Source organism: Flavobacterium sp. KS-LB2 (assembly GCF_036895565.1).
Lineage (GTDB): Bacteria > Bacteroidota > Bacteroidia > Flavobacteriales > Flavobacteriaceae > Flavobacterium.
Genome location: NZ_CP145904.1, coordinates 233373 through 249256, shown reverse-complemented (window position 1 = coordinate 249256; position 15884 = coordinate 233373). Strand labels below are relative to the sequence as shown.

The following is a 15884-nucleotide window of genomic DNA, read 5'->3' as shown; positions in this document are numbered from 1 at the left end:
TTGTAATCTTTCATTTTTTAAAGAAAAAAATAAAAGGATTCCCTCCTGACGCCTCGGGATTATCGAGGTTAAAAAGCAAGTGTTAAAAACGAAAAAACATCAATTTAAATTGGCTAATTTTAGCATTCGAAAAAATCAATAATTACAATGAAAAAAATACTGTTTATACCCTTATTAATGATGAGTTTAACTGCTATGGCACAAAATGTAATGACTCCAGAACTGCTTTGGAAATTAGGAAGAGTAACTCCTTTAGGTATTTCCAAAGATGGAAAGAATGTAGTTTACAAAGTAACGACTCCTTCCGTTCAAGAAAATAAATCGAGTACAAAATTCTACACTTTACCCGTAAATGGTGGGAATCCAACCGAAGTAAAAGAAACCAAAGATTTATTAAAAGATAAAAATACTTCTCCAGACGGGAAATATGTCGTTTACAGTGAAGAAGTAAAAATCGAAAAAGTTCACGGAAAAGATTTTTATCCGGAACTGAAAAAATCAGACGTTCAAATCTATGACGGCTTGAATTACCGCCATTGGGATACTTGGAACGAAGGCAAATACAACCATGTTTTTTACAAAGAAAACAAAGAAGGCGCAGTGGGAACTGACATTCTGAAAGGCGAAAATTTTGACAGTCCACAAAAACCATTTGGCGGAGACGAAGATTACATTTGGTCGCCAGATAGCAAAAGCATTCTTTACATAAGCAAGAAAAAAGCAGGAACAGATTATGCTATTTCCACCAACACCAATATTTTCGAATACAATCTGGAAACTGGAAAAACCATCAATAGAACCGAGGAAAATCTAGGATATGATACGGCTCCACAATTTTCTCCAACCGGAAATTTGACTTGGTTGCAAATGAAACGTGACGGTTACGAAGCCGATAAAAACGACCTTATGGTGAGTTTCAAAGGAATGAAAATGAACTTAACGGCGAATTGGGATGGAACCGTAGATCATTTCATTTGGAGTCCTAACGGAAAAAAAATCTATTTTGTGGCGCCGATAGACGGAACCAAACAATTGTTTGAAGTTAATTTTCCAGGTCTGACCAAGATAGCAATCACCGTTCGCCAAATCACTACTGGAGAATTTGATGTCAATGATTTAGTTGGTTTCTCAGGCGATAACATCATCGTAACGAAAACCGACATGAATCATGCGGCGGAAATTTTTTCTTATAATTTAAACAAAAATACTTGGAAACAACTTTCCAAAGTCAATTCGGCAACCTATAATTCTTTGGCGCTAAGCAAAACCGAAAGGCGATATGTAACGACGACGGATGGCAAAAAAATGTTAGTTTGGGTCGTTCTCCCACCTAATTTTGATGCCACAAAAAAATACCCAACGCTTTTATATTGTCAAGGTGGACCACAATCTGCATTGACACAGTTTTATTCCTACCGATGGAATTTGCAGTTGATGGCTGCCAACGGCTATATTGTTGTGGCTCCAAACCGTCGCGGAATGCCGGGCCACGGTGTGGGATGGAATGAGCAAATCAGCAAAGACTGGGGCGGGCAAGTAATTGACGATTACTTATCTGCGATTGATAATGTGGCGAAGGAAAAATATGTTGATGCCAGCCGTTTAGGATGTGTTGGCGCGAGTTACGGCGGATATTCCGTTTTTTATTTAGCGGGAATTCACAACAACCGATTCAAAACGTTCATTGCCCATGATGGCGTTTTTAATACCCAAAGCATGTTTGGAACTACTGAAGAAGTTTTCTTTAGCAACTGGGATTTTGGTGGTGCTTACTGGGAGAAAAACAATGCTGTGGCTCAAAAAACATACACGACTTTTAATCCAATGACTTTGGTGGAAAAATGGAATACACCTATTTTAATTATTCAGGGCGGAAAAGATTTTCGTGTACCAATTGGACAAGGTCAAGAAGCGTTTCAAGCGGCACAACTCCGAGGAATAAAAAGCAGATTTTTGTATTTTCCTGAAGAAAACCACTGGGTATTGAAACCACAAAATGCTCAGGTTTGGCAAGGTGAATTTTTTAAATGGCTAAAAGAAACACTATAGATTAAAAAAAAACCTTGCAGTGATGCAAGGTTTTTTACTTAAATATTTTTTTATTCTGGATCATTCATTTTGAAAGTATCCATAAATGCTGTGGTGTACTCTCCTGCAATATAGCGAGGATCATCCATTAGCTGTCTATGAAACGGAATAGTCGTTTTTATTCCTTCAATTACAAATTCGTCTAATGCTCTTCTCATTTTACTAATTGCTTCTTCTCTCGATTGAGCTGTAGTGATTAATTTTGCAATCATTGAATCGTAATTTGGTGGAATTGTATATCCTGAATATACGTGAGTGTCTAAACGAACTCCGTGTCCACCTGGCATGTGTAATGTTGTAATTTTTCCTGGAGACGGACGGAAATCATTGTAAGGATCTTCCGCATTTATTCTGCATTCGATTGCATGTAATTGTGGCAAGTAGTTTTTACCAGAAATAGGTATTCCAGCTGCAACCATAATTTGCTCACGAATTAAATCATAATCAATAACCTGCTCCGTAATTGGGTGCTCTACTTGAATACGTGTATTCATTTCCATAAAGTAAAAATTACGGTGTTTATCTACCAAAAATTCTACTGTTCCAGCACCTTCATATTTAATATATTCAGCAGCTTTTACAGCGGCTTCACCCATTTTTTGACGCAAGTCATCTGTCATAAATGGAGATGGAGTCTCTTCGGTTAATTTTTGATGACGTCTTTGAACAGAGCAATCTCTTTCAGAAAGGTGACATGCTTTTCCGTAAGAATCTCCTACTACTTGAATTTCGATGTGACGAGGCTCTTCGATTAATTTCTCAAGATACATTCCGTCATTTCCAAAGGCTGCAGCAGATTCCTGACGCGCTCCTTCCCAAGCTTTCAATAATTCATCCTCTTTCCAAACCGCTCTCATTCCTTTTCCACCACCACCAGCAGTTGCCTTAAGCATCACTGGAAAACCAAAATCTCTTGATAACTGTAGGGCTTGTTCGTAAGATTCTAAAATCCCTACTGAACCTGGAACACAAGGAACGCCTGCTTCAATCATAGTTGATTTTGCAGAAGCTTTGTCTCCCATTCTATCAATCATCTCTGGAGAAGCTCCAATGAATTTGATTCCATGTTCTTGACAAATTTTAGAAAATTTAGAATTTTCAGAAAGGAATCCGTATCCTGGATGTATTGCATCTGCATTTGTTATTTCGGCAGCGGCAATAATATTTGACATTTTTAAATAGGACAAGTTGCTTGGAGGTGGTCCTATACAAACCGCTTCGTCAGCAAACTTTACATGTAGGCTTTCAGCATCTGCAGTAGAATAAACGGCTACTGTTTTTATACCCATTTCCTTGCAAGTTCTAATTACGCGCAACGCAATTTCCCCTCTATTGGCAATCAATATTTTTTTAAACATCTATTTTGAGTTATGGTTTATGAGTTATGAGTTTTTAAAATTATGACTGATCAAAAACCAATTCACAATTTATAATTCATAATTTATAATTAATTAAGATGGATCTACTAAGAATAAAGGTTGGTCAAACTCAACTGGTGACATATCGTCAACCAATATTTTTACAATTTTACCAGAAACTTCAGATTCAATTTCGTTAAATAATTTCATGGCTTCAATTACACAAAGTACGTCACCTTTGGCAATTGTTTTACCTACTTCAACAAACATTGGTTTATCTGGAGAAGGTTTTCTATAAAAAGTTCCAATGATTGGAGATTTTATAGTGATGTAATGTGCATCCTCTGCAACTGGAGCCACTGGTACTGCTACAACAGGAGTGATTTGTTGAGGCGCTACTGCTTGAGGAAGTGCCGCTTGAGCTGGCATTTGCTGAACATAAGTAGTTTCAGTTACATTCCCTTCTAAAGTTGTTCTAATGGTAATTTTCACATCATCCATCTCTAATTTAACTTCTGCAACTCCTGAATTTGCTACAAACTTGATTAGATTTTGAATTTCTTTTAAATCCATAATTATTTGTTTTTAGTTTAAATTTATTTTTTATCGTACGCCCATTTTAGGTAGATAGATCCCCAAGTGAATCCACCTCCAAAAGCAGCTAAAATTATCGTATCTCCTTTTTTGAATAAATGTTCAAAATCGCTGAGGACTAATGGTAAAGTCGCAGAAGTTGTGTTTCCGTATTTTTCAATATTCATCAGCACTTTAGAATCTTCTAAATTCATTCTATTTGCAGTTGCATCAATAATACGTTTATTGGCTTGATGAGGGACTAACCAATCTACATCTTCATTTGTCAAATTATTTCTTTTCAGAATTAATTCACTTGAATCAGCCATATTAGTTACAGCATATTTAAATACTGTTTTTCCATCTTGAATGATATTGTGTTTATTGTCTCTTACCGTCTCATAAGAGGTAGGAAGTAGTGAACCACCGGCATCAATCTTTAAAAAATCTCTTCCGATTCCATCACTGCGTAAATATTCGTCTTGCAATCCTAATCCTTCGTAGTTTGGCTCGAACAAAACTGCTCCTGCGCCATCACCAAAAATGATACAAGTAGATCTATCCGTATAATCTACTATAGAAGACATTTTATCAGCACCAATTAAGAGTACTTTCTTATATCTTCCAGACTGTATATATGCTGCTGCAGTTGACATACCAAACAAGAAACTAGAACACGCTGCTTGCAAATCGTAAGCAAAAGCATTTAATGCTCCTATTTCGGTTGCTACATACACACCTGTTGAAGCAACTGGCATATCTGGTGTTGCAGTTGCCATGATCAACAAGTCTATTTCTAGAGGGTCGATATTGGCTTTAGCCAGTAAATCTTGGGCAGCTTTTATTGCTAAAAAAGAAGTCCCTTTATTCTCCTCTTTGAGGATTCTTCTTTCTTTTATTCCGGTGCGAGAGGTTATCCACTCGTCATTGGTTTCAACCATGGTCTCAAGGGCTTTGTTTGTTAACACAAAGTCTGGAACATAGGCTCCAACAGCGGTAATTGCGGCTGTAATTGTATTCATTGTATGCGATTATTTTTTGTCAAATGTTGCCATTTGAAAAATTTTTAAAAGACTTGAAAATTACAAAAAAAATTCCATTTTCATTGATTTGGAACTCCTTATTTATTTAAAATTATAAACAACAAAAAAACTCTCACGATGTGAGAGTTCGAATATCATTTACAAAAATGTATTAAGCAACAGCTACAGATTTATCTATAACAACTTGTCCTCTGTAATACATTTTACCTTCGTGCCAGTAAGCTCTATGGTATAAATGCGCTTCTCCTGTAATAGGACAAGTAGCAATCTGAGCTACAGTAGCTTTGTAATGTGTTCTTCTTTTATCTCTTCTTGTTTTGGAGATTTTTCTCTTAGGATGCGCCATTTTACTATATTATTTATCCGTTAATAGTTGCTTTAATTTGTCCCAACGCGGGTCAATATTTTCTTCTTGTTTATTCTCTTTTTTTTCTTCTTTTACAATCAGTTCATTCAATTTAGTCAAAGCTTCCGTTTTTAAACTTCCATCTTTAACTCCTGGATGAACACGTCTTAGAGGCACTGACAACACTATCATTTCATAGATATACTGTGCAATATCCACTTCAAACTCTCCATGTGGCAAAATCAACAATTCTTCATTGTCATTATTATATTCCTCGCCAAAACGAACAATTAACTTCATTTTACCTTTCACCGGCAAGTCAAAATCTTCGCTTGTCAAATCACAAGGCACATTTACAACTCCCTTATGCTTAAAACTGAACTCCAACAGCGTACTTTTTTTCTCTAAAACTACATTTACTTTGATATTTGAATCTTGATATTCATTATAATCAAAGATTTCAAAGAACGAATTATTTATTTGATACTCAAAATGATGTTTTCCTAGCTTTAATCCTATAAAAGGTATTAAAAATTCTTTTGTCTTCTTCATTTCAACAACAATTTGACCCTATTCCTAGTCGTCGGAACGGGAGTGCAAAGATATAAAATTATTGCAAATCTAATAATGTTATTCACTTTTTTTTGTTCACAACTGTTTTTCTTTTGTTTTCAATGGCCTCATACTAATTTCGACGTATTGACTTCTCGAATGATAAATATCAATCGCTAAGTAAACAGCCTCTTTAAATGAATTAAAATCAGCCACTCCTTTTCCCGCTATATCATAAGCAGTACCGTGATCTGGCGATGTTCTTATTTTATTCAAACCCGCTGTATAATTCACCCCATTACCAAAAGACAAAGTCTTAAAAGGAATCAATCCCTGATCGTGATAGGCCGCAATAATAGCGTCGTATTTCTCATATTGATTGCTTCCAAAAAAACCATCGGCAGCAAACGGACCAAAAACCAATGTTCCTTTGTCAAATATTTTTTTCAATGCTGGTTTTATAATCAAATCATCTTCAGTACCAATAACACCTCCGTCACCACAATGTGGATTCAAACCCAAAACTGCTATTTTAGGCTTATTAATACTAAAATCTTGTATCAATGACTGTTTAACCGTTTCGATTTTTCTTTTAATTAATTCTTCGGTAAGATGAGAAGCAACTTCATTCAACGGAATATGATCCGTCAAGAGCCCGACTCTTAAATTATCCTGTACCATCAACATAAGCGCATTCCCCTCAAGCTCTTGATCTAAATAATCTGTATGTCCTGGAAATTTAAAATCTTCCGACTGGATATTATACTTATTTATAGGCGCTGTGACCAATACATCTACTAGACCGTCTTTTAAAGCTTTGGTAGCCGCCACAAATGATTTTATAGCATATTCGCCTGCCTTGGGATCATTTACACCAAGATTTAAATCGATTCCTTCTCTCCAAACATTTAAAACATTAATCTTACCTGGTACAATTTGATCCAGTTTGTCAATTCCATGCAATAAAGAAGCAGATTGAAAGCTTTTCTTTACAAAAGACAACAACTTAACATTAGCAAAAATCACTGGAGTACACAACTCTAACATACGTGAATCCTCGAATGTTTTTAAAACAACTTCGCTTCCAATACCGTTTAAATCTCCTATAGAAATCCCAACGATTATATTTTCTGCTTTTTTCATCATGACCTAACGTTATTTATTGCTAATTTTGAAGTGCAAATTTAGTAAAATAAAACAAGAAATGTTTACAGGAATTATAGAAACCCTTGGTGTCATCCAAGAAATAAAAAAAGAGAACAGCAATGTTCACATAACGATGAATGCATCGATTACTAGTGAGCTACAAATTGACCAAAGTGTTGCTCATAACGGTATTTGCCTGACAGTTGTTTCAATCAACGATACTTTTTATACGGTGACCGCTATTGATGAAACGATACGAAAAACAAATTTAGCCGATTGGAAAGTTGGAGACAGCGTTAACTTAGAAAGAGCAATGAAGCTAGGCGATAGACTTGACGGACATATTGTACAAGGACATGTAGACCAAACAGGAACTTGCATCACTGCAGAACAAACCGATGGAAGCTGGCTCTACACCTTTGAATACGATGAGAAACTAAACAATATCACTATTGAAAAAGGTTCAATTACAGTAAATGGAGTAAGTTTAACAGTAGTGAATTCTAAGAAAAATCAATTTAGTGTAGCCATTATTCCTTACACACACGAACACACTAATTTTAATTCTTTTAAAGTTGGCACAAGGATCAACCTTGAATTTGATGTGATTGGCAAATATGTTTCCCGACTTTACTCAAATAAATAAACACTTTAAGCATAAAAAACAAAAACCCCATTTTAAATTGGGGTTTTTGTTTTTAAGGTATTACTATAAATGATATAAATTCCAAATAGCAAAGCAAGTATCATTATGAACACACTATTTTCATCAATTGACAATCCAGGTGGTGGTGGTGGTTTTTTAGCCGTAGGCGCAGGAGGACCAGAACCTCCAGGACCAGCAAAAACATTCATTATCCCAAATAGGAAAATAATTAAAAAATATAACGTATTTGACTTAATCTTCATCGGTCTCAAAAATAGTAAATTTACTGAAATAAAAAAATCTATTAAACTATAAATAGGAAACCCCTATTACCGCTAAACAAAGATACGTGTTTTAGCCTAATTTGGTTTTTAGCAAAAAAAGAAAACCCTTTAAAACAAATGTTTTAAAGGGTTTTTGTGGTCCCACCTGGGCTCGAACCAGGGACCACCTGATTATGAGTCAGGTGCTCTAACCAGCTGAGCTATAGGACCGGTTAAGAGTGTGCAATATTACCACTATTTTTCATTTGCTCCAAATATTTTTGACTTAGATTTTAATATACTTTAATTATTCCGTTTTTTCAAACAGAAACCAACTGAATATTAGAATAGTACCCTTTTATCTCGAGTTAAATTATTTTATTTCCTGACACAATTCAATCAAAACACCATTAGTGCTTTTGGGATGTAAAAACGCAACTAACTTATTATCAGCTCCATTTTTAGGAATTTCATTTAAGACCACAAATCCCTCATTCTTTAGACGTGCAATTTCTGAAACAATATCCTCAACATCAAAAGCAATATGATGAATCCCTTCTCCCTTCTTTTCGATAAACTTAGCAATCGGACTTTCTGGATTTGTTGCGGCAAGAAGCTCAATTTTATTAGGTCCATTCATAAAAAAAGAAGTTGTAACCCCTTCGGTTTCTACATCTTCAAATTTATATGCTGGAGCGCCAAAGAGTTTTTCGAAAACTAAATTTGACACTTCTAAGTCTTTAACTGCAATTCCTATATGTTCTATCTTTCTCATTATTTATACTATCAATTCTACATTTGTTTTACACTTAGCTTATCAGTCAGCCGTAACTACCTTATTTCAGGTAAAATTAAACATTATAAACAAAAAAGTGACACTTTCTAAAAAAGTAAGCTCAAATAATTCGATCATAATAATTCTATAAAAAATTTCGATTGCATGAATTATAATTGTTATTTTGTAGATTCTAATTCTGATTTGATATGTTGAAAAACAATTTAAGATATGCCTTCCTATTGTTGCTTTTTATTGTTGTTGGCTGCGCCAAACGAGGCTCAATAACCGGTGGTTTAAAAGACACGATAGCTCCCGTTTTAAAAGTAAGTTTCCCGGAAAATTTTAGCAAAAACTTCAAAGGAAACGAGATTAAATTAGTCTTTGACGAAAATATCAAACTCAAAAACCTCAGCAAGCAATTGATCATTTCACCGCCAATGAAATACGAACCATCAATTTTACCAACTACTCCAAGCAAAACAATTACCATAAAGATCAAAGATACCTTACAAGCAAACACCACTTACAGCTTTAATTTTGGTCAAAGTATCGCTGACAATAATGAAGGAAACCCATATAATCAATTCAAATATGTATTTTCCACCGGCGATTACATTGATTCCTTAAGCCTTGGTGGAATTGTAAAAAGTGCTTACGATAAAGAAGTTGAATCATTCGTTTCGGTTATGCTGTATGACGTGAATGACACCTTTAACGATTCAATTGTCTATAATGAGAATCCAAGATATGTGACTAACACGCTAGATAGCCTAAAGTCTTTTCGTTTCGAGAATTTGAAAGCAGGAAAATACCTTCTTGTAGCAATGAAAGATTACAATAGCAACAACAAATACAATCCAAAAACCGATAAAATTGGATTCAGTAAAGAATTCATTACTATTCCAAACGATACCATCTACGAGTTAGAATTATTCAAGGAAACACTCCCTTTTAAAACTTTCAAACCAACTCAAGCTTCTGGAAACCGATTATTCTTAGGATACGAAGGCATCGTAAATTCTGCAACTACCCGACCAAAATTAATATTAAAAAACAACAACGAAGTCCTGTCTAATATCATTACAAAATTTCCTAAAAAGGATTCTCTTCAAATATGGTATAAACCCATCAAGGCAGATTCGCTAACTTTGGCTGTAGCCAAAGACAAATACGACGCCAATTTTACCTTTAAAATAAAAGATCAAAAAAAGGATACCTTAAGCATCTCTGCCTTACAAACTGGCAACTTAAAATTCCGTGAGCGTTTTACATTAGAAAGCTCAACCCCATTAATTAGTATTGAGAATTCTAAAATAAATCTGATCAACAATGAAAAAAAGGCAGTGCCTTTTACCACTGAATACGACGAATTTAATCAGAAATTGTTTTTTGACTTTAAAAAGGAACCCTCAGAAAATTACACTTTTGAAATTTTGCCAGGAGCATTAACTGACTTCTTCGAAAAATCGAATGACAGCTTGATCTACAAATTAAACACGGGAAGCACATCAGATTACGGAAATCTTACCGTGGCATTAGAAAACGTAAAACAATTTCCGGTTATTATTGAATTAACCAATTTGAAAGGTGATATTTTAGCTACTGAATACACCGATAAAAATACCCAAATAGAATTTAATTTAATTGAACCCTCAGTTTATACTTTACGGGCTATTTATGACATCAATAAAAACAAGGAATGGGATCCCGGAAATTATTTAGAAAAACGACAAGCTGAAGAAGTAATTTACTTTTCTAAAGAAATTGAAATTAGAGCCAATTGGGATTGGAACCAAATTTTTGATTTGAGCATCCCGTACACTCCCGAACCTAAAAAGAAAACTGAAAAGAAGAAAAACTAGCACTTTATTATTTTATTTCAAAAGAATCTCTATCGTTCAAGAAACCTAGTTTTTGTCTAGTTTCCAGCATTTTTTCTTTGTCTAATACAACTAAAAAAGAACCTTCAGATTCTTCCGGCTCTACCACATAATTCCCAAGAAAATCGACTGCTTGTGAATGGCCTATGTATTCGTAACTATTCGAATCAGTTCCAATTCTATTGACACCAATTGCATAACTCATATTTTCTATAGCACGAGCTTTCAACAAAGCATCCCAAGCATTGGTTCTGATTTTTGGCCAACTTGCCACATAAATCAACAAGTCATAATTTTCTGAATTTCTTGAAAAAGCAGGAAATCGTAAATCATAACAAATCAGAGGACAAATTTTCCAACCCAAATATTCGATTACTATTTTTTGGTCACCACTGGTGTACACTTTATCTTCGCCTGCCAAAGTAAATAAATGCCTTTTATCATAAAACTGTATTTCTCCAGAAGGAAATACAAATACCAATCGATTGTAAAAATTTCCATTTTCCGCTATAACTAAACTTCCTGTAATGGCAAAATTTCTGGCTTTAGCCAATACTTTAAGCCAAGTTATTGTTTCGCCTTGCATTGATTCAGCGACATTCTCAGGGCACATTGTAAAACCACTTGTAAACATTTCCGGCAAAACAATCAAATCAACTTCAGTTCTAATTTCATTAATTCTAGCTTGGAAATAATTGCGATTTGACTTTGGGTTTTCCCAAATTAAAGGAGCTTGGATCAGGATGACTTGCATTATTTTATTTTTTATAAAAATAAGAAATATCATAATACCATAAGTTGATTATATTAGCAAAAAACAATTTTATGAAAAATATACTTCTTGTATGCACTATGCTATTCTCTATATTGATTTATGGACAAGAAAAATCAGGGGCGAAACAATTTTGGGAAAAATTACAAAAGCAATGCGGCAAATCCTTTGAAGGCGAAGTAAAGGAAGGAGCTGCAAATGACACGTTTCGAGATAAAAAGCTAGTGATGCATATTCGAAATTGTGATGAGAATACGATTCGGATTCCGTTTTTTGTAGGAGATGATAAATCAAGAACTTGGGTATTAACCTATAAAAACGACCGAATTCAATTGAAACACGATCATCGCCACGAAGATGGATCCGAAGATAAGGTGACTCAATACGGCGGAACAACCTCTAATTCCGGTTCATCTACGCTTCAATATTTTCCGGCAGATCAACAAACTTGCGAGTTGATTCCAAATGCTTCCGCAAATGTTTGGTGGATTACTATAGACGAAACTTCTTTTACCTACAACCTAAGACGCATTGGTTCTGACCGACTGTTTACCGTGAAATTTGACTTGACGAAAACAGTAGCAACACCTTCCGCACCATGGGGCTGGAAAGATTAGTTTAAAACTGATTATTTTGCACAAAAAAAACGCATTCAATTTTGACATTGAATGCGTTTTTTAAATATATACTTTGAATATTATCCTTTCAAACTTGCTGATAAATATTCTCTGTTCATGCGAGCAATGTTTTCCAAAGAAATTCCTTTTGGACACTCTACCTCACAAGCTCCAGTATTTGTACAGTTACCAAAACCTTCAGCGTCCATTTGTGCTACCATGTTCAATACACGATCTGCTGCTTCTACTTTACCTTGTGGCAACAAAGCATATTGAGATACTTTTGCCGATACAAATAACATAGCAGAAGAGTTTTTACAAGACGCTACACAAGCACCACAACCAATACAAGTAGCTGCGTCAAACGCTCTATCGGCATCATGTTTAGGAATAGGAATTGCGTTAGCATCAGTTGGTTTTCCTGAAGTGTTTATAGATACAAATCCTCCAGCATGCTGAATTCTATCAAAAGCGCTTCTGTCTACAACTAAATCCTTGATCACTGGAAACGCTTTAGCTCTAAATGGCTCAATATAAATTGTATCACCATCTTTGAACATTCTCATGTGTAATTGACAAGTAGGAACTCCTCTATCTGGTCCATGAGCCTCTCCGTTGATATATAATGAACATGAACCGCAAATTCCTTCGCGACAATCATGATCAAAAGATACTGGCAAATCTCCTTTATTTATTAAACCTTCGTTTAGAACGTCTAACATTTCAAGAAAAGACATATCCTCTTCAATTCCATCTAGAGGATATTCAACGATTTTACCTTCTGCTTTGGCGTTGGCTTGACGCCATATTTTTAATGTAAGTTTCATATTTTCTTTCGTTTGAAAGCCTCAATGTCAAAAGTCGTTTTAATAAGACTTTCGATACTTGACTAATTCCTATTTATAACTACGAGTTACTAATTTAACATTGTCATATACCAATGGTTCCTTATGAAGGACAGCCTCGCTTGGTTTACCCATGTATTCCCATGCCGCAACATAAGCAAAATTCTCATCATCACGTTGCGCCTCACCATCCTCAGATTGGTACTCCTCACGGAAATGTCCTCCACAAGATTCATTACGGTGTAAAGCATCTTTAGCAAACAACTCACCTAATTCTAAGAAATCAGCAACACGTCCTGCTTTGTCCAATTCTTGATTGAAACTGTATGCATCACCAGGAACTTTTACATCTTTGTAAAACTCTTCTCTTAACGCGGCAATTTCTTCGATTGCTTCCGTTAATCCTTTAGCATTACGAGCCATTCCTACTTTGTTCCACATGATTTTTCCTAATTTCTTGTGGAAATAATCTACAGAATGTGTTCCTTTATTATTTATAAATTGCTCGATTCGTGCTTTTACATTTTTCTCAGCTTCCACGAATTCTGGTAAATCAGTAGAAATTTTTCCAGTTTTAATGTCTGGTGCTAAATAATCACCTATTGTGTATGGCAATACAAAGTAACCATCTGCTAGACCTTGCATTAATGCAGAAGCCCCTAGTCTATTTGCTCCGTGATCAGAAAAATTAGATTCTCCAATAGAGAAACATCCAGGAATAGTAGTTTGTAAGTTATAATCAACCCAAGTTCCACCCATTGTATAGTGTACCGCAGGATAAATCATCATTGGGGTAGTGTACGGATCTTCATCAACGATTTTCTCATACATTTGGAATAAATTTCCGTATTTGTTAGCAACAGTGGCAGCACCTAATTTAGTTACTAATGCAGTGTCATTTGCATCTAAACCTTTTACATAAGCTTGCTCTTTTCCGTAACGCTCAATAGCTGCAGCAAAGTCTAAGTAAACTGCTTCACCAGTTTTGTTAACTCCAAACCCAGCATCACATCTTTCTTTAGCAGCACGAGAAGCAATATCCCTAGGCACTAAATTACCAAAAGCTGGATATCTTCTTTCTAAATAATAATCTCTTTCAGCTTCAGACAAATCCGTTGGTTTCTTTTTCCCTTCACGAATCGCCTTTGCATCTTCTAATTTTGCAGGAACCCAAATACGTCCGTCATTACGCAACGACTCTGACATCAATGTCAATTTAGACTGGTGGTCTCCTGAAACAGGAATACAAGTAGGGTGAATTTGTGTGTAACAAGGATTGGCGAAAAACGCTCCTTTTTTATGTATTTTCCAAGCAGCAGTTGCGTTACTTCCCATGGCGTAAGTCGATAGGAAAAATACATTTCCGTAACCTCCAGAAGCAATAACAACCGCGTGAGCAGAATGTCTTTCTATTTCACCTGTAACTAAATCACGTGCAATAATTCCTCTTGCTTTACCATCTACAACTACTAAATCTTGCATTTCGTGACGCGTGTAGGATTTTATCTTTCCACGACCTATCTGGCGGTTCATTGCGGAATAAGCACCTAGTAATAATTGCTGTCCTGTTTGCCCTTTAGCATAAAATGTTCTCGCAACTAGAGTTCCTCCAAAAGAACGGTTGTCCAGAAGTCCACCGTATTCGCGTGCCAATGGAACACCTTGCATAACACATTGGTCAATAATATTTACTGACACTTCAGCTAATCTGTGAACATTAGCTTCTCTAGAACGGTAATCACCCCCTTTTACTGTATCGTAAAACAAACGGAAGGTAGAATCCCCATCTCCTTGATAGTTTTTTGCAGCATTAATCCCTCCTTGTGCAGCAATAGAGTGCGCACGACGAGGAGAATCTTGAAAGCAAAAAGTTTTTACGTTATATCCTAATTCAGCTAATGTTGCAGCAGCAGAGCTTCCTGCAAGTCCAGTTCCAACAACAATAATATCAATATTACGTTTGTTAGCTGGGTTTACTAAATTAATATGATCTTTATAATTTGTCCATTTGTCCGCTATTGGACCATTTGGAATTTTTGAATCTAATGCCATTTATAATTTAATATTAATGATTAAAATGATGAAATAATGCAATGAAAATGAAACCGAAAGGAACTACAATTGCAAAAGCATATCCTAATTTATGTAACGATCTTGAATATTTATTGTTGAACCCTACTGACTGAAACGATGAATTGAAACCGTGCCACAAGTGAAGAGACAATAAAATAAATGAAGCACAATAAATACCCGTACGAACTGGGCTTACAAATTTATGAGTAAGTTCACCAAAATAACGCGTTTCGTCAAGCGGATTAACCTCTACATACTTATATACCATTTCAGGAACCCAGAAATCGTAAAAATGCAATACCATAAACGCAAGAACTACTAAACCACTAATAATCATATTTCTTGATGCCCAAGATGAATTAGCTGCTCCGTTGTTTTTAACGTAGTTAATTGGTCTTGCACTTTTGTTTTTAAAATCCAAAACGATACCCATTACAAAGTGAAAAACAACACCTACAATAAGAATCGGCTGGATTACAAACTGTACCAATGGATTATTCCCCATAAAATGAGAAATAGCATTAAAAGTATCAGGACTAAAAACCGAGGTACTGTTTATAAAAAAATGTTGTGCTAAAAATAAAATTAAGAAAAGTCCAGAAAGCGCCATAGCGACTTTTTTTGCAATCGATGACTTTAATAATGAAGATTTTGCCATAAGAATTTGAATGAATTAATTTAAAAATCATACAAAAATAAAGCAATTAGACAGTAACTACAACCTTTTCGCTGTTATTTATAATGATTTTAAAGTGTTTTATACAAAAAAACAAGAAATCGCTAAATATCAAACATAAATTGAAAAACAGTCTGAAAAATACTTAAACAAAAAAGAAAAAAATCTTAAATAATACACCACGAAATTGACTAAAAATCAATCTGTAAATTGCTCAAAATTACCAAT

General features: G+C 35.1%; 16 protein-coding genes and 1 tRNA gene. 5 read left to right on the top strand and 12 right to left on the bottom strand.

Translation table 11 applies throughout. The features are described 5' to 3' along the window. Positions 1-147: 147 nt before the first annotated feature. Entirely contained in the window at positions 148-2049 is a 1902-nt protein-coding gene (locus V5J73_RS01135) for a S9 family peptidase (RefSeq protein ID WP_338647008.1), read from the top strand. 50 nt (positions 2050-2099) lie between these two features. Here V5J73_RS01135 and accC read toward each other — a convergent pair whose 3' ends face one another. The 6 genes from accC to pdxA form a co-directional block, all read right to left on the bottom strand. Further along, entirely contained in the window at positions 2100-3446 is a 1347-nt protein-coding gene (gene accC / locus V5J73_RS01130) for an acetyl-CoA carboxylase biotin carboxylase subunit (protein WP_338647007.1), read from the bottom strand. A 93-nt stretch (positions 3447-3539) separates the two neighbouring features. Beyond that, positions 3540-4019 carry an acetyl-CoA carboxylase biotin carboxyl carrier protein gene (gene accB / locus V5J73_RS01125; RefSeq protein WP_338647005.1) on the bottom strand — a complete coding sequence of 160 codons (480 nt, stop codon included), beginning with the start codon at positions 4017-4019 and terminating at the stop codon, positions 3540-3542. 23 nt (positions 4020-4042) lie between these two features. Beyond that, positions 4043-5041: a beta-ketoacyl-ACP synthase III gene (locus tag V5J73_RS01120; protein WP_338647004.1), complete on the bottom strand. Its 999-nt coding sequence runs from the start codon at positions 5039-5041 to the stop codon at positions 4043-4045. A gap of 172 nt (positions 5042-5213) precedes the next feature. Next, entirely contained in the window at positions 5214-5408 is a 195-nt protein-coding gene (gene rpmF / locus V5J73_RS01115; protein WP_007137315.1) for a 50S ribosomal protein L32, read from the bottom strand. A 9-nt stretch (positions 5409-5417) separates the two neighbouring features. After that, positions 5418-5960, bottom strand: a complete 543-nt coding sequence (locus V5J73_RS01110) for a YceD family protein (RefSeq protein WP_338647003.1) — start codon at positions 5958-5960, stop codon at positions 5418-5420. 96 nt (positions 5961-6056) lie between these two features. Continuing rightward, complete coding sequence (gene pdxA / locus V5J73_RS01105; RefSeq protein WP_338647002.1) at positions 6057-7106, bottom strand: 4-hydroxythreonine-4-phosphate dehydrogenase PdxA; 1050 nt, start codon at positions 7104-7106, stop codon at positions 6057-6059. A 58-nt stretch (positions 7107-7164) separates the two neighbouring features. On the opposite strand from pdxA, the gene V5J73_RS01100 reads away from it, so the two are divergent. After that, positions 7165-7752 carry a riboflavin synthase gene (locus tag V5J73_RS01100; RefSeq protein WP_338647001.1) on the top strand — a complete coding sequence of 196 codons (588 nt, stop codon included), beginning with the start codon at positions 7165-7167 and terminating at the stop codon, positions 7750-7752. Positions 7753-7857: 105 nt separating this feature from the next. Then, positions 7858-8067 carry a hypothetical protein gene (locus V5J73_RS01095; RefSeq protein ID WP_338647000.1) on the top strand — a complete coding sequence of 70 codons (210 nt, stop codon included), beginning with the start codon at positions 7858-7860 and terminating at the stop codon, positions 8065-8067. A 105-nt stretch (positions 8068-8172) separates the two neighbouring features. Here V5J73_RS01095 and V5J73_RS01090 read toward each other — a convergent pair. Then, a tRNA-Ile gene (locus V5J73_RS01090) sits at positions 8173-8246 on the bottom strand. A 142-nt stretch (positions 8247-8388) separates the two neighbouring features. Beyond that, complete coding sequence (mce, locus tag V5J73_RS01085; protein WP_338646999.1) at positions 8389-8790, bottom strand: methylmalonyl-CoA epimerase; 402 nt, start codon at positions 8788-8790, stop codon at positions 8389-8391. 209 nt (positions 8791-8999) lie between these two features. Between mce and V5J73_RS01080 the strand changes: the two genes are divergently transcribed. Then, complete coding sequence (locus V5J73_RS01080; RefSeq protein ID WP_338646998.1) at positions 9000-10655, top strand: Ig-like domain-containing protein; 1656 nt, start codon at positions 9000-9002, stop codon at positions 10653-10655. Between the two features lie 7 nt (positions 10656-10662). Here the strand turns inward: V5J73_RS01080 and V5J73_RS01075 are convergent, their stop codons facing one another. Then, complete coding sequence (locus V5J73_RS01075; RefSeq protein WP_338646997.1) at positions 10663-11427, bottom strand: nitrilase family protein; 765 nt, start codon at positions 11425-11427, stop codon at positions 10663-10665. A gap of 71 nt (positions 11428-11498) precedes the next feature. On the opposite strand from V5J73_RS01075, the gene V5J73_RS01070 reads away from it, so the two are divergent. Then, positions 11499-12062: a hypothetical protein gene (locus V5J73_RS01070; RefSeq protein ID WP_338646996.1), complete on the top strand. Its 564-nt coding sequence runs from the start codon at positions 11499-11501 to the stop codon at positions 12060-12062. Between the two features lie 80 nt (positions 12063-12142). Here the strand turns inward: V5J73_RS01070 and V5J73_RS01065 are convergent, their stop codons facing one another. The 3 genes from V5J73_RS01065 to V5J73_RS01055 all read right to left on the bottom strand — a co-directional run bounded on the left by V5J73_RS01065 (position 12143) and on the right by V5J73_RS01055 (position 15638). After that, a complete protein-coding gene (locus V5J73_RS01065) occupies positions 12143-12889 on the bottom strand; it encodes a succinate dehydrogenase/fumarate reductase iron-sulfur subunit (RefSeq protein WP_338646995.1) in 747 nt (248 codons plus the stop codon). Between the two features lie 69 nt (positions 12890-12958). Then, complete coding sequence (locus V5J73_RS01060; protein WP_338646993.1) at positions 12959-14959, bottom strand: fumarate reductase/succinate dehydrogenase flavoprotein subunit; 2001 nt, start codon at positions 14957-14959, stop codon at positions 12959-12961. A gap of 13 nt (positions 14960-14972) precedes the next feature. Next, positions 14973-15638, bottom strand: a complete 666-nt coding sequence (locus tag V5J73_RS01055; protein WP_338646991.1) for a succinate dehydrogenase cytochrome b subunit — start codon at positions 15636-15638, stop codon at positions 14973-14975. Between the last annotated feature and the right edge of the window lie 246 nt (positions 15639-15884).